General features: G+C 65.9%; 16 protein-coding genes. 8 read left to right on the top strand and 8 right to left on the bottom strand.

All coding sequences use genetic code 11. The annotated features are described in order from the left end of the window. Positions 1 to 75 precede the first annotated feature (75 nt). Both ACN9MB_RS06255 and ACN9MB_RS06250 read left to right on the top strand, forming a co-directional pair. Entirely contained in the window at positions 76 to 1,413 is a 1,338-nt protein-coding gene (locus ACN9MB_RS06255; protein ID WP_204635200.1) for a DEAD/DEAH box helicase, read from the top strand. Between the two features lie 180 nt (positions 1,414 to 1,593). Then, positions 1,594 to 2,067, top strand: coding sequence for a hypothetical protein (locus ACN9MB_RS06250; protein ID WP_426271140.1), 474 nt, complete (start codon positions 1,594 to 1,596; stop codon positions 2,065 to 2,067). 20 nt (positions 2,068 to 2,087) lie between these two features. Here ACN9MB_RS06250 and rimJ read toward each other — a convergent pair whose 3' ends face one another. Genes rimJ through ACN9MB_RS06235 form a run of 3 tightly spaced genes read right to left on the bottom strand, consistent with a single transcriptional unit; the run spans position 2,088 to position 4,282 of the window. Further along, on the bottom strand, positions 2,088 to 2,639 hold the full coding sequence (rimJ, locus tag ACN9MB_RS06245) for a ribosomal protein S5-alanine N-acetyltransferase (protein ID WP_426271139.1): 552 nt from the start codon (positions 2,637 to 2,639) through the stop codon (positions 2,088 to 2,090). After that, on the bottom strand, positions 2,636 to 3,484 hold the full coding sequence (gene fghA, locus ACN9MB_RS06240; protein WP_426271138.1) for an S-formylglutathione hydrolase: 849 nt from the start codon (positions 3,482 to 3,484) through the stop codon (positions 2,636 to 2,638). The genes rimJ and fghA overlap by 4 nt, the downstream gene beginning before the upstream one ends. A 48-nt stretch (positions 3,485 to 3,532) precedes the next feature. Beyond that, positions 3,533 to 4,282, bottom strand: coding sequence for an SDR family NAD(P)-dependent oxidoreductase (locus tag ACN9MB_RS06235; RefSeq protein WP_204635197.1), 750 nt, complete (start codon positions 4,280 to 4,282; stop codon positions 3,533 to 3,535). 118 nt (positions 4,283 to 4,400) lie between these two features. On the opposite strand from ACN9MB_RS06235, the gene ACN9MB_RS06230 reads away from it, so the two are divergent. Both ACN9MB_RS06230 and ACN9MB_RS06225 read left to right on the top strand, forming a co-directional pair. Beyond that, positions 4,401 to 6,296: a DEAD/DEAH box helicase gene (locus tag ACN9MB_RS06230; RefSeq protein WP_204635196.1), complete on the top strand. Its 1,896-nt coding sequence runs from the start codon at positions 4,401 to 4,403 to the stop codon at positions 6,294 to 6,296. A 1,133-nt stretch (positions 6,297 to 7,429) separates the two neighbouring features. After that, the gene (locus tag ACN9MB_RS06225) at positions 7,430 to 8,230 is read left to right on the top strand and encodes a dioxygenase (RefSeq protein WP_426271137.1); all 801 of its coding nucleotides are present in this window, start codon (positions 7,430 to 7,432) and stop codon (positions 8,228 to 8,230) included. Here the strand turns inward: ACN9MB_RS06225 and ACN9MB_RS06220 are convergent. Both ACN9MB_RS06220 and ACN9MB_RS06215 read right to left on the bottom strand, forming a co-directional pair. Continuing rightward, a complete protein-coding gene (locus ACN9MB_RS06220) occupies positions 8,217 to 8,573 on the bottom strand; it encodes a cupredoxin domain-containing protein (RefSeq protein WP_426271136.1) in 357 nt (118 codons plus the stop codon). The genes ACN9MB_RS06225 and ACN9MB_RS06220 overlap by 14 nt on opposite strands. Then, a complete protein-coding gene (locus ACN9MB_RS06215; RefSeq protein WP_426271135.1) occupies positions 8,570 to 9,511 on the bottom strand; it encodes a metallophosphoesterase family protein in 942 nt (313 codons plus the stop codon). The genes ACN9MB_RS06220 and ACN9MB_RS06215 overlap by 4 nt, the downstream gene beginning before the upstream one ends. A 139-nt stretch (positions 9,512 to 9,650) precedes the next feature. On the opposite strand from ACN9MB_RS06215, the gene ACN9MB_RS06210 reads away from it, so the two are divergent. Both ACN9MB_RS06210 and ACN9MB_RS06205 read left to right on the top strand, forming a co-directional pair. After that, positions 9,651 to 10,223 carry a sigma-70 family RNA polymerase sigma factor gene (locus tag ACN9MB_RS06210; protein ID WP_426271134.1) on the top strand — a complete coding sequence of 191 codons (573 nt, stop codon included), beginning with the start codon at positions 9,651 to 9,653 and terminating at the stop codon, positions 10,221 to 10,223. Continuing rightward, positions 10,210 to 10,986 (top strand): anti-sigma factor family protein, encoded by a 777-nt coding sequence (locus ACN9MB_RS06205; RefSeq protein WP_426271133.1) that lies wholly within the window; start codon positions 10,210 to 10,212, stop codon positions 10,984 to 10,986. Before ACN9MB_RS06210 ends, ACN9MB_RS06205 begins: the two co-directional genes overlap by 14 nt. Here ACN9MB_RS06205 and ACN9MB_RS06200 read toward each other — a convergent pair. After that, on the bottom strand, positions 10,953 to 11,336 hold the full coding sequence (locus tag ACN9MB_RS06200) for a YkgJ family cysteine cluster protein (protein ID WP_204635190.1): 384 nt from the start codon (positions 11,334 to 11,336) through the stop codon (positions 10,953 to 10,955). The two genes, ACN9MB_RS06205 and ACN9MB_RS06200, sit on opposite strands and share 34 nt — an antisense overlap. A 159-nt stretch (positions 11,337 to 11,495) precedes the next feature. After that, positions 11,496 to 12,362, bottom strand: a complete 867-nt coding sequence (ypfJ, locus tag ACN9MB_RS06195; protein ID WP_426271132.1) for a KPN_02809 family neutral zinc metallopeptidase — start codon at positions 12,360 to 12,362, stop codon at positions 11,496 to 11,498. A 110-nt stretch (positions 12,363 to 12,472) separates the two neighbouring features. On the opposite strand from ypfJ, the gene ACN9MB_RS06190 reads away from it, so the two are divergent. Further along, entirely contained in the window at positions 12,473 to 12,868 is a 396-nt protein-coding gene (locus tag ACN9MB_RS06190; protein WP_426271131.1) for an MAPEG family protein, read from the top strand. A gap of 80 nt (positions 12,869 to 12,948) precedes the next feature. Here ACN9MB_RS06190 and ACN9MB_RS06185 read toward each other — a convergent pair whose 3' ends face one another. After that, a complete protein-coding gene (locus ACN9MB_RS06185; protein ID WP_204635188.1) occupies positions 12,949 to 14,502 on the bottom strand; it encodes a TerC family protein in 1,554 nt (517 codons plus the stop codon). Positions 14,503 to 14,710: 208 nt separating this feature from the next. Between ACN9MB_RS06185 and ACN9MB_RS06180 the strand changes: the two genes are divergently transcribed. Then, positions 14,711 to 15,517, top strand: a complete 807-nt coding sequence (locus ACN9MB_RS06180; RefSeq protein ID WP_204635187.1) for a CPBP family intramembrane glutamic endopeptidase — start codon at positions 14,711 to 14,713, stop codon at positions 15,515 to 15,517. Positions 15,518 to 15,525 lie beyond the last annotated feature (8 nt).

The raw sequence follows: 15,525 nt of genomic DNA, 5'->3' as shown, positions 1-15,525 counted from the left end.
CCGTCGTGCCTATTCCCCCACTTGATACTTGCAACGCGGTTCGATTCGAACGCTCCGGGTTGCTCTGGAGCTTCCATGAATTTCGAATCGCTGGGCCTAGCGCCCGCGTTGTTGCGCGCGCTTGCCGACCAAGGCTACGCCGTCCCTACCCCCATCCAAGCTGCGGCCATTCCGGTTGTACTGGAAGGCGGCGACCTGCTCGCTGCTGCCCAGACCGGCACCGGCAAGACCGCCGCCTTCGCGCTGCCGCTGTTGCAGCACCTGTCCAATGCCGGCGCCACCCAGACCCGTCGCCCCCGTGCCCTCGTGCTCACGCCGACGCGTGAACTGGCGGCCCAGGTGCACGACAACCTGCGCGACTACGGCAAGTACCTGCGCGTCAGCAGCACCACCATCTTCGGCGGCGTCAGCATGGGCCCGCAGATGCAGGCGCTGCGTCGCGGCGTGGACGTGGTCATCGCCACGCCGGGCCGCCTGATCGATCACATGCAGCAGCGCTCGCTGGACCTGTCCGGCGTGGAAGTGCTGATCCTGGACGAAGCCGACCGCATGCTCGACATGGGCTTCCTGCCCGCGTTGAAGCGCATCCTGTCCGCCGTGCCCAAGCAGCGCCAGACGCTGCTGTTCTCGGCCACCTTTGCCGGCCCGATCAAGGCGCTGGCGATGCAGTTCATGCATCAGCCGCGCGAAGTGTCGGTGACCCCGGCCAACAGCGTGGCCACCACCGTCACCCATCACGTGCATCCGGTGGATGCGGGCAAGAAGCGCGACCTGCTGCTGCACGTGCTGTCGCAGGACAGCCGCCGCCAGACCCTGGTGTTCAGCCGCACCAAGCACGGCGCCGACAAGCTGGTGACGTTCCTGGGCGCCGCCGGCATGCGTGCCGCCGCCATCCATGGCAACAAGAGCCAGAATGCCCGCACGCGTGCACTGAGCGACTTCAAGACCGGCCGTGTCACCGTGCTGGTGGCCACCGATATCGCGGCTCGCGGCATCGACATCGACCAGCTCCCCATCGTGATCAACTTCGACCTGCCGATGGTCGCGGAAGACTACGTGCACCGCATTGGCCGCACCGGCCGCGCCGGTGCCGAAGGCATGGCCGTGTCGCTGGTGAGCCATGACGAGTCGGGCCTGCTGCGCGACATCCGCAAGCTGCTCAAGCAGGACATCGCCTTCAGCGACGTGCCGGGCTTCGAGCCGTCGCATCCGTTGCGTACCGATGCCGCTGCGCCGCGTCCGGTGCAGGGCCAGCGCCAGGCGCGTCCGGCCCGTCCCCAGGGCGGCCGTCCGCAGGGCTCGCATCGTCCGCATGGTCATGCCTCGGGCCATGGCTTCGGCGGCGGCGAGCGTCCGGCCGAAGGCAACCGCAAGCGTCAGCGTCGCGGCGGCCGTCCTGCCGCCAAGGCGTAAGCACGACCGCATCGTGAGGCCTCGCGCTCAGGCGTCGAGGCTTCACGAGAGTTGCAAGCGGCCCGTCGGGCTGCGCACGTGACCCGCACTATTTCCTGAACCGTGACGCGTGACGTTGGCCATCGTGTCGGCGAACTATGCGAAGGTGTACGCACGCCCTCACGGCAAAGGAGCACCGAGATGCCCGGCGAACGTTCCAAGCCCATCATGATCGGCCTTGCACTGCTCGCCATCGTGGCGGTGGTCGCGACCATAGCGATTCCCACCTGGCGCAATCATCGCGTCTCGCAACACCTGGACGAAGCGCTGCAGTCCGGTGAAGCGGCGAAACTGGTGGTGATGGAAGCCGCTACCGTGCGAGGCGGACTGAGCCAGCTCAAGCCCGGCGACCTCAGCTTCAACGCCGCATCGTCGCTCAATGCCTATACGTCGAAGATCGATGTCTCCGAAACCGGGCGCATCACCATCGCGACGCAAAACACCGGCGCGGAACCCGACCCGGTCTTTCTGCTCACCCCTCTCGACAACTCGGCGACCGGCGGCAACGCCCCGCTGGTGTGGAGTTGCGACATCATTGCCGGCGCCACCGAATGGATGCCGCCACGCTGCGTACGCCCCGCGTTGCCGGCGCCGGCTACGTCGACCAAAGGCTGAGCGACGTCGCGTTGCTCAGGTCACGGCTCGCGAACGCGTGCAGTGAGCACATGGTCCTCCCACACGCCGGCGATCTGCAGATAGCGCTTGGCGTAGCCTTCGCGCTCGAAACCAAGACGTTCCAGCAGGCGCCCACTGCGTTCGTTGCGCGGCATGTAGTTGGCCATCACCCGATGCATGTCCAACTGGTGGAACGCCCACGGCAGCGCTGTTTCCAGCACTTCCTGCATCAGCCCCTGGCCCTGCCGCCGCAACGCGACGCTGTAGCCCAGGTGACAGGCCTGGAAGGCGCCGCGCACGACATTGGCAAAGGTGACGCAGGCGAGCACTTCCTGGCCTGACAGATCCATCGCGAAGAACGGATAGGCGCGATCGAGCCGCACCGCTTCGCGCGATTCGGCCAGCGTCTGCACGCAGTGATCGAGCGTGTAGTACGCGTCGTCGCGCAATGGCTCCCAGGGCGCCAGGTGCTCGCGGTTGTATTCGCGATAACGCAGCAGTTTCCACGCATCGGCCACTTCCACCAGCCGCAACACGGTGCGTTGCGTGGTGATCGGATGCAGTACGTTCACGAGCGGCCCAGCGCCGAGGCGTGATGACGCAGATGATCGTCGATGAAGCTGGTGATGAAGTAGTAGCTGTGGTCGTAACCGGCGTGTCGTCGCAACAGCAGCGCCTGGCCGCCTTCCGCGCAGGCCTGGTCGAACAGCTCAGGCTTGAGCTGCGTCGTGAGGAAACCATCCGCTTCGCCCTGGTCGATCAGGATGGTGCCGTCGAAACGCTGCTTGCGCACGAGTTCGCAGGCGTCGTATTGCGCCCATGTCGCAGCGTCGTCGCCCAGGTAGCGCGGGAAGGCCTTCTGTCCCCACGGCACCTGGCTGGGCGCGACGATCGGGGCGAAGGCGGAGACGGAACGGTACTTGTCGCGATGGCGCAAAGCGATGGTGAGCGCACCATGGCCGCCCATCGAATGACCGGTGATGCCGCTGCGCGCGATGTCCGCCGGAAAGTGCTGCGCGATGAGTGCGGGCAACTCATCCACCACGTAGCTGTGCATGCGAAAGCGCGACGACCACGGCGACTGCGTGGCGTCGACATAGAAGCCCGCGCCCTCGCCAAATTCCCAATCGCCGGTGGCGCCCTCCAGCCCGGTCTGGCGCGGACTGGTATCGGGCATCACCAGGATCAAGCCCAGCTCCGCCGCAACGCGCTGCGCGCCGGCCTTGATGGTGGCGGTCTCTTCGGTGCAGGTGAGGCCCGCAAGAAAGTACAGCACCGGGCACGCTTCCTGCGCCGCTTGCGGCGGCTGGAACAGCGCAAAGCGCATCGGACCGCCGCAGCGATCCGAATGATGGCGGTAGAACCCCTGCACGCCGCCGTGGCAGCGCTGCTCGGAGATCGTTTCGATCCCTGTCATGGTGAATCCTTCGGATGGGCGGAACCCGCCCATCATAATGCGCCTGGCTCAACGCTCCTGGTCGGTCGGGCGCATCAGCAATTCGTTGATGTTGACGTGCGCCGGACGCGACACGCAGAACACGATGGCCTCGGCCACGTCCACCGATTGCAGCTGGCGCATGCTGTCGGCCCAGGCGTTGAGGTTGTCCTTGGTGGTGGCGTGGCCGATGTGATCGCGCAGTTCGGTTTCCACCACGCCGGGCTCGATCACCGTGACGCGGATGTTGTGCTGGTAAACCTCGCGCCGCAGCGCCTCGGAAAACGCCACCACGCCGAACTTGGTGGCCGAATACGCCGCCGCATTCGGATTGGCCACGCGCCCCGCCGTCGACGAGATGTTCACGATGTGGCCGTCGCGACGCAGCCGCATGCCGGGCAACGCGGCCTGCGTCGAGGCGATGAGGCCGAGCACGTTGAGTTCCAGCATCCGGCGCCAGCGGCCGAGATCGGCCTCTTCCACCGGCTCCAGATACATCACGCCGGCATTGTTCACGAGAATGTCCAGGCGGCCGTAATGCGCCTCCGTCTCGGCCACGATGCGCTTGGCTTCGTGCTCGTCGGCCAGATCGGCCACCAGCACGATGGGGTCGGCGCCCAGCGCCTGCAGCTTCGCCGCCAATGCTTCGAGCCGGTCGCGCCGACGCGCGGCAATGGCGACCTTGGCGCCCGCCTCGGCCAGGCCCAATGCGGTGGCCTCGCCAATCCCCGAAGACGCGCCGGTGACCAGCGCGACACGACCATCAAGACGTCCAGACATGAATAATCCTCACGATTTAGCCTTCAGGCGACACAAAAATCCCGGCCGGGCCGGGTCAGCCTGCTACAATAGCGGCATTCTCCCGCATGCCCTCGTGCATGCCATGTCGAGGTTCCCCATGTCCTCCCCGTCTTCCGATTCCCAGCCGGCAGCCGTCGGCTTTGCTGCGCTTGGCCTTCATCCGGAGCTGCTGCGCGCGCTCACCGACGTCGGCTACGAATCGCCCTCGCCGATCCAGGCCGCCACCATTCCGCCGCTGCTGGAAGGCCGCGACGTGCTCGGCCAGGCGCAGACCGGCACCGGCAAAACCGCCGCGTTCGCGTTGCCGATTCTTTCGCGCATCGATTTGAAGCCCGGCAAGCCGCAGGCGCTGGTGCTGGCGCCGACGCGCGAACTGGCCATCCAGGTGGCCGAAGCATTCCAGCGTTACGCCACGCACATGCCGGGCCTGCAGGTGCTGCCGATCTACGGCGGCCAGAGCTACGGGCCGCAGCTGCACTCGCTCAAGCGCGGCGTGCAGATCGTGGTGGGTACGCCCGGCCGCGTGATCGACCATCTCGATCGCGGCACGCTCGATCTGTCCGAATTGAAGTTCCTCGTGCTCGATGAAGCCGACGAAATGCTGCGCATGGGCTTCATCGACGACGTGGAAAAAGTGCTGCAGGCGACGCCGCCGCAGCGCCAGGTCGCGTTGTTCTCCGCCACCATGCCGGCGCCGATCCGCAAGATCGCCCAGCAGCATCTGAAAGACCCGCGCGAGGTGACGATCAAGTCGTCCACCACCACCGCGGCGAACATTCGCCAGCGCTACTGGTTCGTCAGCGGCATGCACAAGCTCGATGCGATGACCCGCATCCTCGAGGCCGAACCGTTCGACGCGATGATCATCTTCGCGCGCACCAAGTCGGCCACCGAAGAACTGGCCGAGAAGCTGCAGGCGCGCGGCCTCGCCGCTGCCGCCATCAACGGCGACATCGCGCAGGCCCAGCGCGAGCGGGTGATCCAGCAGCTGAAGGAAGGCAAGCTCGACATCCTGGTGGCGACCGACGTGGCCGCGCGCGGCCTGGACGTGGAACGCATCAGCCACGTGATGAACTACGACATCCCGTACGACACCGAAAGCTACGTGCACCGCATCGGCCGCACCGGCCGTGCCGGCCGCAGCGGCGAAGCGATCCTGTTCGTGACGCCACGCGAGAAGGGCATGCTGCGCGCGATCGAGCGTGCCACGCGCCAGCCGATCGAAGAGATGAAGTTGCCGACCGTGGAAGCGGTCAACGACGTGCGCATCGCCAAGTTCAAGCAGCGCATCAGCGACACCATCGCGGTGGGCGAACTGCAGCTGTTCCAGCAGCTGATCGAGCAGTACGAGCAGGAACACAACATTCCCGCGATCGAGATCGCTGCCGCACTGGCGCGCATCGCCCAGGGCAACCAGCCGCTGCTGCTCACGCCGCCGCCCAAGCGCGAATTCACCCCGCGCGAACCGCAGGGTCGCGAGCATGGCCGTGACCGTGGCGATCGCGAGCACCGCGAACATCGCGGCGAACGCGAGCACCGTCCGCATGATCGCGACGGCGGTCAGCGCGATTTCACGCCGCGCCCGGTGCGCGCGCACAACACGGAAGAAGGCAAGCGCACCTATCGCGTGGAAGTGGGCCATGAGCACGGCGTCAAGCCGGGCAACATCATCGGCGCCATTGCCAACGAAGCGGGCCTGGAAAGCGGCCACATCGGCCGCCTGAGCATCCGCGGCGAATACAGCCTGATCGACCTGCCCGATGGCATGCCGGCCGAAGTGTTCCAGCACCTGCAGAAGGTGTGGGTGAGCCAGCAGCAGCTGCGCATCAAGCCGTGGGACGGCGATGACAGCGGCGCCGGCGATGCCGCTCCGCGTCGCGCGGGTGGTGGATTCCGTCCGGGTGGCGGCTTCAACAAGAAGCCGGGCGGCGGGAAGCCGCGGCCGCAGGGGCATGGTGCGGGTGGGAATAAGGGGCCGCGTCGCGCGAAGTAAGCGCGACGGGTTTATTGCTCGTCATCCCGGCGCACCCCGAAAAGGGGGCGAGGGCCGGAGGCGCTTTTCTACAGCCGAAGGCTGGTCATCCAGTTTCGTCAGTCTTCGGTTGTCGCGTGATCGCGACCTGGCTCGCCTGCCGCGGGCTTCCGTCCTCCTGCCGGAGGCCGGGTTACTTTCTCTTGCTTGCCCAAGAGAAAGTAACCAAAGAGAAGGCCCCCGGATGACGCGCCTTCCGGGCCTTTGGCCCTCCAGGTGCGCGGGTGGGCTCCGGGGTTTTTCGACAGGGCTTCCTGCCCTGGCGAAAAACTGGCCCGCATCCATGCGGGCCACCCTTCGGGCTTTCCTCCACCCACCCGCCGCGTCATACGGGGTCCCCTGAGAGCCAAGAGCCAAGCCGAGAGCCAAGAGCCAAGAGCCAAGAGCCAAGATCTGCAGATTTACTGTGGGAGCGCACCCTGTGCGCGACAAACCTACGGAGCGATACATCCCAGCGTGACTGTCGCGCACAGAGTGCGCTCCCACAGAAAAGGACACAGATTCCCGCGAGCACCCGCCCCTCACCCGGCCCTCTCCCCGGCGGGCAGAGGGAGAAGTGATGTGCATCGCGAAGAGAAGCCAAGAGTGATGCGAAGCGAGCCTCCGCTTTAAGTCCTCAGCGATTCGGGCGCGTTGCGCCGCGCTTGGAAGTACCCCTGGGGTACCCTCCCATGGAGATCCGGTGGGACGCGCCTCGAGCGTTCGCGCTTGGATTCAACACGATGCTGCCAGTTTTAGGGGCCATTTCTTTGGGTTACTTTTCTTTACTCCGGGCATCCTGCCCTCCGCCCTTCGGGCCGGCTTCGCCGTTCGCATGCGCTCCTGCGCATGCGTGGACCAGCAAAGAAAAGTAACTCGAGCGGCGGCAGCCGATCGAAACGCCCGCTGCGTAAGCGGCCCGGTCGCGGGAACGCGGCAATCGCAGCGCACCGCTACCGGTGACCAGTCATTCGGCTGTTGAAAAGCGCCTCCGGCTCGCGCCGGAATGACCACCCCAACCATCGTTCCATCCCAGCGACGCATCGTTCACCCAGCACCCGCTGCAATCGCCCGCGAAATCCCTACCCTAAGGTGGTCCCCAGAGGTACGCCACCATGAGTCCCCTTCCCAGCCTATACATCTCCCACGGTTCGCCCATGACCGCGATCCAGCCTCGTCTCGTGGGCGAACGGCTGGCCGAGCTCGCGCGTGAACTGCCGCGACCCAGGGCCATCGTGATTGCCACCGCCCATTGGCTCGCGCGCCAGCCGCACGTGGGTGGCGCAACGCGTCCGGAGACCATCCACGATTTCTACGGTTTTCCGCAGGCGCTGTTCGATATCCAGTATCCGGCGAAGGGCGAGCCTGCACTGGCCGCGCGGGTGACCGAACTGTTGGACAAGGCTGGACTGCCCACTGCGCTCGATCCGACCCAGGGCCTGGACCACGGCGCCTGGGTGCCGCTGCGGCTGCTCTATCCCGAGGCCGACATCCCTGTCGTTCCCTTGTCCATCCAGCCGCAACTGGGGCCGGCTCATCAGTACGCCGTGGGCCGTGCGTTGGCGCCGCTGCGTGACGACGGCGTGCTGGTGATCGGGTCGGGCAGCATCACGCACAATCTGCACGATTTCCGCGCGGGTTACAGCGAGGAACGCGAAGCGCCGTACGTGCGTCCGTTCATCGAGTGGATCGAGCAGAAACTCTCCGAAGGCGATGTCGCCGCCCTGCTCGACTATCGTCGACAGGCACCGTTTGCCGAGCGTGCGCATCCCACCGACGAACACCTGCTGCCGCTGTTCGTGGCGCTGGGTGCGGCCGGTGAAAGCGCGCACGCCCAGCGCATCGATGCCGGCATCGAATACGGCTTGCTCGCGATGGATATCTACCGCTTCGACAACGCGCTCACTTCACGATGACGGTGCCCACCATCATCGGATGCATCGCGCAGTAGTACGTGTAGGTCCCGGCGTGATCGAACGTCACCGCGTAGCTGTCGCTGGTATCGAGCGCGCGTGAGGGCGAAAACTGATTGCCTGCACTGACCACGACGTGCGGTTCCTCGTCGCGATTGGTCCATACCACGCGGGTGCCGGCAGACACGGTCAAGGTCTTCGGGGCGAAGGTGAAGTCCCGGATATCCACTGCGATCGGTTTGGCCGGCGTCGCCATCGCGGCATTCGCCGCCATCACCGGCGAAAGCGCTGCCGTGGACAGCACCAGCGCGGAGATCACCACCAGCATCCAGCTCATCACGTTCATACCATCACCTCTTCGGTCACGGCGAGTGCGTGGCTGCCCTGCACGTGGCGTATGTCGCGGATGCCCAGATAACGATGCAGGTCGTTCGGCGCCACGTCCTTCAGCGGTCCCGGCGCCGACGCCGCACCGGGTGCAGGTTGCGGATAGGCGGTGGAGCGCGCGGTGTAGAAGGTGATGTTGCCCTCCACTTTCTGCTGGATCTGATGGATGTGCCCGTTGAGCACGCTCACCGAACCGAAGCGGCGCAGATAACTCACCGCTTCGTTGCTGTCGTCCGTGCCCCAGCCCCAATCGGGATACAGCGGCCACAGCGGCATGTGCGCGAACACCACCAGCGGCGTGTCCGCTGAAAGTCCGGCGAGATCCTTCTTCAGCCAGGCCAGTTGATCGGCGCCGAGCGAACCCAGGCCACCGGCTTTCAGATTCAGCACATTGACGAGTCCAACGAAATGCACGCCATGGTGGTCGAAGCTGTACCAGCCGCCACTCTGTTGGCGTTCGCCGAAACGGCGGAAGAATTCGGCGCCGTTGTCGCCGATCACGTCGTGTTCGCCGGGCACGTAGAACACCTTGGCCATGCGCGCGTCCTGCATGATGCCGGACAGCGCGTCGAATTCCTCCGGTCGCGACAGATGCGTAAGGTCGCCTGTATGCAGGACGAAATCGGGCTCCTTCTTCTGCGCGTTGATCATCGCCAGCGACTGGCGCAGCGTGCCGGCCACGTCCATGTTCGGCGCCTTGTGGAAGCCGATATGCGAGTCGCTGATCTGCACGAAGCTGAAGGTGGCGTCGGTGACAGCGGTGGCCCCCTGGGTCGTCAACGGCTGGGCTTTCAGCACGCCGCCGTGCATCAGCCACAACGTGCCGGTGCCCGCCCAGGCCATGCATTTGAGGAAATGGCGGCGGCCTTCGGTATCGCGGTCTTCGATGTCTTGCATGGTCGAATCTCCGGTAATGGCGGCAGGCACCTTGCCCACGGCCCTTACCCCAATACCCGGCCATGACCGGGTCTATTCCCGGCACGGGCGCCAAAAATCGCGATGGAATAAAGTGGCCCGACCGAAGGTATTCCCTCTCATGCCGACCGAGCCGAACGCCAGTCCAAGAGGAACCGATGCCGCCCGAAGCGTCCGCTTCGAGGCGCAGGTGGTGCCGTATCTCGATGCGGCCCACAACCTTGCGCATTGGCTTGCACGCAACCCGGCCGATGCGCAGGACGTGGTGCAGGAAGCCATGCTGCGCGCGCTGCGTTACTTCGACAGCTTCCATGGCGGCGACGTACGCGTGTGGCTGCTGGCGATCGTGCGCAACACGTTCTACACGCTGCGCAGCCACGCACCGCACGACGCCCTGCACGACGAACTGGACGACGTGAAGCATCCGCTGGTGGACGACGGCCCGTCGCCCGAAACCCTCACCCTGCTCGCCGTCGACGTGGGCGCCCTGCAGGCGGCGCTGGAAAAATTGCCGCCGCCGCTGCGCGAAGTGCTGGTATTGCGCGAACTCGAAGAATGCTCATACAAGGAAATCGCGGCCATCACCGAACAGAAGATCGGCACGGTGATGTCCCGTCTTGCACGTGCCCGCGAACGCTTGCGGGACGAACTCACCTGCCGGCCCAAGGAGGTACGTCGTCATGATGTGCGATGACGCCGGGCTGCTTTTGCATGCCTATCTCGACGACGAGCTGGATGCAGCCGACAGCGCCGCCATGGCTCGCCATCTCAGCGAATGCAGCGCCTGCAAGGCGCGCTACGAGACCTACGCCATCATGCAGAAGGCCTTGTCCGAACCCACGCTTTATCGCCGCGCGCCCGATGCGTTGCGCGCCCAGTGGACCACGCCGCCGGCGGCATCCACGGTGGTGCCGCTGCCGGTGCGACGCCGCGCGCCGGTGGCCTGGGCAGCGGCGGCCGGCTTCGCCGCCGCGGTGCTGCTTTCCGTGCCTGCGTGGCTGCACTGGATGCCGACGCGCGGGACTGGCGACGCGATCGTGGCCCAGGCGATTTCCGGCCATGTCCGTTCGCTGCAGGGCGAGCACCTGATGGATGTGGTCTCGACCGACCAGCACACGGTGAAGCCGTGGTTCGAGGGCAAGCTCGATTTCTCGCCGCGCGTGAAAGACCTGGCCGGCGAAGGATTCCCGCTGGTGGGCGGCCGCCTGGATGCGCTGGAAGGACACAGCGTGGCCGCGCTGGTCTACAAGCGCCGCCTGCACGTGATCAACCTGTTCCAATGGCCCGCGGAAGGCGGCTCAGTGCCCCAGGCGACGACGCAGGAACACGGCTACACGGTGATCCGCTGGACCGGCGACGGCATGCATTACGTGGTCATTTCCGACGTCAACGAAGCCGACCTCAAGCAGTTCGCGCTGGCCTTTCAGAACGAGGCCAATCCGCTGATGTCGCGCTGATCCGCCGCCGGCCAGTCCGCCGGGGTCAGTGCAGGCAAGCCGTGTCCCAGCCGCGCCTTGTCGCACTGCGCACTGGGACGGCCGAACTCCCATGACGGCTCCACTTCGCGGCACACCGACGGCCGCTGCTCGTAGATGCCGCAATGCGCCGCTTCGCCCACCACGCCCTGCAAGGCGACACAGCGCGGCCGCGAGGCCTGCGTGCCGCGCATCACCAGGCGATGCGGATCGAGCGTGTCGGTGAGTTCGGGCGGCACTACTCCGCCCAGCGACGCATCCGCCTCTGACCAATGAAAGGCCACGCGGAAAAAGGCGCAACAGGCACCGCAACTCAGGCAGGGATGCAGCATGCAGATCGTTCGACGTACGCCCCCCGAGGCGTCAGACGCGCATTCTAGAACGCCGAAGGCCCGCATGGCGGGCCTTCGATGCTTTGCTCGTCATTCCGGCACAGGCCGGAATGACGGTGAGGGATAGGAAACTTTGAGGTGAACCTGGCAGCCTCGCTTTTACGGCGTACCCGCGAAAGTATTGCAGCTGCCGATCTCGCCGCTGTCGAAGCCCGCGCGGAACCACTTCACTCGCTGCGCCGAGGTGCCATGCGTGAACGAGTCCGGCACCACCCTGCCCTGCGCCTGCTGCTGGAGCGCATCGTCGCCGATCTTGCTGGCCGCGTTGAGCGCCGATTCGATGTCGCCCGGCTGCAGCCATTGCAGGCGCTGCTGGCTGTGGTTGGCCCACACGCCGGCGAAGCAGTCGGCCTGCAATTCCTGCCGCACGGACAGGCCGTCGGCCCCTTCCATGCGCGCGCCGCGTCGACGTGCCTGCTCGACCTGGTCGAACACGCCCAGCAGGTTCTGCACGTGGTGACCCACTTCATGGGCGATCACGTACGCCCGGGCGAAATCGCCGGAAGCATGGAAACGGCTTTCCAACTCACGGAAGAACGACACATCCAGGTAGACCCGCTGGTCGCCCGGACAATAGAACGGACCCACCGCGGTCGATGCCGCGCCGCAGGCTGTATTCACGCCGCCGCTGAACAGGTCCAACTTGGGATCGACGTACTGGCGGCCATGCGCCGCAAAGATGTCGCCCCAGGTCTTCTCGGTCGAACCGAGGATGGCGCTGACGAAGTCCTTGGTCTGCGGATCGACCTGTGCGGGCTGGCCGCTGGGCGCGGCCACCTGCTGGCCGCCGCTATCGGCCTGGCCCAGCAACGCGGTGGGATCCTTGAAGAACACCAGGCCCAGGATGGCCAGCACCACGATGCCGCCAATGCCCATGCCGCGACCGCCGCCGAAGCGGGGTCCGCCACCGCCACCGCCGGAATCGACTTCGACGTTCTGGCTGCGTTCGCCTTTCTGCCAATCCATAGGAGGGCCCTCGCAAGTCCTTGGGGTCGCATGACGATAGCGCCTCGCGCCCTCTCCCGCCATTGGCACGCGATGGCTACAGTGGGCGACCTTTCTCCGAGACGCCCCTCATGATCCAGCACCTGCCTGCCGTCGTCGTACTGCTCACCGTCCTGCTGCAAGTCGGCACCCTCTGGGCGACCGGCCATGCGCGCGGCAAATACGGCATCCAGGCGCCGGCGATCAGCGGCCATGCGGCGTTCGAGCGCGCGTGGCGGGTGCAGATGAACACCCTCGAAGCTACGGTGATCTTCCTGCCCACGCTGTGGCTGGCCGTCCAGTATGGCTACCCGCTATGGGCCAGCGTGGCTGGCCTGGTCTGGGTGGTCGGCCGGGTGTGGTACGCGGTGGCTTATCTGAAAGAGGCGGCCAAACGCAGCGGCGGCTTTCTGCTTTCGTCCGCGGCCTGGGCGGTGATGCTGGTATTGGGCGTGATCGGCCTGGTGCGCGCGGTGATGATAGGTTGAGGCAAATCCAGTCACGCACAGGCTGCGCTCCCACAACTGCCGTGCCTGTGGGAGCGCACCCTGTGCGGACTGGCCTCACCTCATTCCACCGAAGCCACCTTGAGGCGCTCGATGCGCGCGCCATCCATGCCCACCACTTCGAAATGCAGGCCTTCGCTGCTGAACGTATCGCCCACGCTGGGCAGACGTCCCAGCTGTTGCAGCACGTAGCCGGCGAGCGTGGAGAAACTGTCGTCGCCGGTGAGCTTCAAACCCAGCAGGTGTTCGACGCGGCGCAGATCCAGGCTGGCATCCAGCACCCAGGTACCGTCGGTTTCCTGCACGGCGGCGGGATCGCCGCTGCTGTCGTCGGGAAATTCGCCGGCGATCACTTCGAGCACGTCGGTGGGTGTGACCAGGCCGAGCACGCTGCCGTACTCGTCCACCACCAAGGCGACCTGCAGCGGCGAGCGGCGGAATTCCTCGATCAGGCGCAACACGCTCAGCGATTCGAGCACCGTGAGCGGTTTGCGCACGACCTGTTCCACATCGATCTGGCCGTGTTCCAGCAGGCTAGCCAACAGGTCGCGCGAGGACGCCACGCCGACCAGTTGATCGAGATCGTCGCCCGCTACGGGCAGCCACGCGTGGCTGGACGCGGTGACTTCGGCGCGAAGCTGTTCGGCGTTCTCGCGCGGATCGATCCAGTTGATTTCCGGGCGCGGCGTCATGATCGAACGCACCGGCCGGTGCGCCAGATCCAGCACGCCCTGCACCATCGCCAGTTCGTCCTTGCCGAACACGGCGACGCTGCCCTCGGGGTTGGCCGCCGTAGTTTTGGGCGTGGCGTCTTCATCGTCGCCGCCTGCGCCCAGCAGATTCAGCACGGCCAGGGCGGTGCGGTCGCGCATCGTGCGCGCGCTGCCCAGCAGGCTGCGCTGGCGGTTGCGGCGCATGGTCTGGTTGAACACTTCGATCAGGATGGAGAAGCCGATCGCCGCGTACAGATAGCCCTTCGGAATATGAAAACCGAAGCCTTCCGCGACCAGGCTGAAACCGATCATCAACAGGAACGACAGGCACAGGATCACCACCGTCGGTCGCGAATTGACGAAACTGGTGAGCGGCTTGCTGGCGCTGATCATCAGGATCATCGCCGCCACCACGGCGATCATCATCACCGACAGGTGATCGACCATGCCCACGGCGGTGATCACCGAATCGAGCGAGAACACCGCATCGAGTGCCACGATCTGCGCCACCACCAGCCAGAACCGCGCGTGCGTCCGCTTGGCCGCTTCGTCGTGGTCGCTGGCCTCCAGCCGCTCATGCAGCTCGATGGTGGCCTTGAACAGCAGGAACGCGCCGCCCAGCAGCAGGATGATGTCGCGCCACGAGAGCGAGATCGCGCCGAGTTGAAGGATGGGCGTGGTGAGTTTGACCAGCCACGACATCGCGCCCAGCAGCGCGAGTCGCATGATCAGGGCCAGCAGGAGGCCAAGCACGCGGGCCTTGTCGCGCTCCTTCGACTGCAGCTTGTCGGCGAGGATCGCGATGAAGACGAGATTGTCGATGCCGAGCACGATCTCCAGCACCACGAGGGTGAGTAGACCTGCCCAGGCAGTCGGGTCGGACAGCCAGTCGAATGCAAACATGGGCTGGCGCCTGAGCGCCGATTTCCTCCTTGGAACGTCCCGCCACTATACAAGGCAGCGTGGCGAAGACGATGACAGGCGGCCGGCGAACCGTGCCAAAGGACAGGATTGGCACACGCCGCAGCAGGGTCTAGCGTGACCCTGTCAGCCGGTGAGCGCGAAACCTGCTGACGCAACTACTGCGCGCGTGCGCCCTGGAATGTCTTCGATGGATGCGAACCGCCTGACCGATCCACCCGTTTCGCCGCCACACCCCGCATCGCGCGCGCCAGCCCTGGGCCATGCCATCGCCCTGATCGCCCTGTATTTCGCCCTGCAGCTTGCCGTGGGCAGCGCGCTCGCGCTGGGCGCCGGGGTCATCGTCGCGCTGCGCGAGGGTGGCGCACCGGGCGACATCATCCCGCTGGGCCGCCATTGGCTGGGCCAATCGGACATGACGGCCGCGGCCGTGATGATCACGTTGCTGATTTCAGCCGCGGTGGTGGTGCATCTGGGCCGCCGCTGGTGGCCGCAGCAATGGGCCGTCGGCGATCCGCCCGGACTGGGCTTCACTTCTTCTCCACATCCCACTTTTTACGTAGCGGCGCTCGCCGCGGGCGTGATGATGCCGATCGTCGGCGGAGTGCTTACGCAGTGGCTGGCGCAAGGCCATGAGGTCAGCCAGGACATCAAGCAGCTGGGTGCCCATACCTCGCTGGCGTTGCGCCTGCCGTTGGCACTGCTGGTAGTCAGCATCGGGCCGGTGGTGGAAGAACTGCTGTTTCGCGGCGTGTTGTTGTCGGCCGTGGCGCGCTACACCGGCAATGGCGTGGCCATCGTGCTGTCCGCCCTGCTGTTCGCCTGCGTGCACCTGCCTGACTTGTCGTTCCTCTGGTATGCCTTGCCCAATCTTGCGCTGCTCGGCCTCATCCTGGGTTGGCTGCGCGTGCAATCGGGCTCGATCTGGCCGGCCGTGGTGGCGCACGGCATGAACAACCTGCTGGCGGTGGTGTCGTGGTTCGTGATGAGCCAATAGCGGTCGCC

This window comes from Dyella kyungheensis (assembly GCF_049913195.1).
Classification (GTDB): Bacteria; Pseudomonadota; Gammaproteobacteria; order Xanthomonadales; family Rhodanobacteraceae; genus Dyella; species Dyella kyungheensis.
Note: the sequence above shows the minus strand (reverse complement) of the source record. Positions and strands in the feature narration are given on the sequence as shown.

What these genes read in the sequence shown, in the direction of transcription:
- ACN9MB_RS06255 (WP_204635200.1), top strand. Translation starts at nt 76, where the DNA reads ATGAATTTCGAATCGCTGGGCCTAGCGCCCGCGTTGTTGCGCGCGCTT.
- ACN9MB_RS06250 (WP_426271140.1), top strand. Translation starts at nt 1,594, where the DNA reads ATGCCCGGCGAACGTTCCAAGCCCATCATGATCGGCCTTGCACTGCTC.
- fghA (WP_426271138.1), bottom strand. Translation starts at nt 3,484, where the DNA reads ATGACAGGGATCGAAACGATCTCCGAGCAGCGCTGCCACGGCGGCGTG.
- ACN9MB_RS06235 (WP_204635197.1), bottom strand. Translation starts at nt 4,282, where the DNA reads ATGTCTGGACGTCTTGATGGTCGTGTCGCGCTGGTCACCGGCGCGTCT.
- ACN9MB_RS06230 (WP_204635196.1), top strand. Translation starts at nt 4,401, where the DNA reads ATGTCCTCCCCGTCTTCCGATTCCCAGCCGGCAGCCGTCGGCTTTGCT.
- ACN9MB_RS06225 (WP_426271137.1), top strand. Translation starts at nt 7,430, where the DNA reads ATGAGTCCCCTTCCCAGCCTATACATCTCCCACGGTTCGCCCATGACC.
- ACN9MB_RS06220 (WP_426271136.1), bottom strand. Translation starts at nt 8,573, where the DNA reads ATGAACGTGATGAGCTGGATGCTGGTGGTGATCTCCGCGCTGGTGCTG.
- ACN9MB_RS06215 (WP_426271135.1), bottom strand. Translation starts at nt 9,511, where the DNA reads ATGCAAGACATCGAAGACCGCGATACCGAAGGCCGCCGCCATTTCCTC.
- ACN9MB_RS06210 (WP_426271134.1), top strand. Translation starts at nt 9,651, where the DNA reads ATGCCGACCGAGCCGAACGCCAGTCCAAGAGGAACCGATGCCGCCCGA.
- ACN9MB_RS06205 (WP_426271133.1), top strand. Translation starts at nt 10,210, where the DNA reads ATGATGTGCGATGACGCCGGGCTGCTTTTGCATGCCTATCTCGACGAC.
- ACN9MB_RS06200 (WP_204635190.1), bottom strand. Translation starts at nt 11,336, where the DNA reads ATGCTGCATCCCTGCCTGAGTTGCGGTGCCTGTTGCGCCTTTTTCCGC.
- ypfJ (WP_426271132.1), bottom strand. Translation starts at nt 12,362, where the DNA reads ATGGATTGGCAGAAAGGCGAACGCAGCCAGAACGTCGAAGTCGATTCC.
- ACN9MB_RS06190 (WP_426271131.1), top strand. Translation starts at nt 12,473, where the DNA reads ATGATCCAGCACCTGCCTGCCGTCGTCGTACTGCTCACCGTCCTGCTG.
- ACN9MB_RS06185 (WP_204635188.1), bottom strand. Translation starts at nt 14,502, where the DNA reads ATGTTTGCATTCGACTGGCTGTCCGACCCGACTGCCTGGGCAGGTCTA.
- ACN9MB_RS06180 (WP_204635187.1), top strand. Translation starts at nt 14,711, where the DNA reads ATGGATGCGAACCGCCTGACCGATCCACCCGTTTCGCCGCCACACCCC.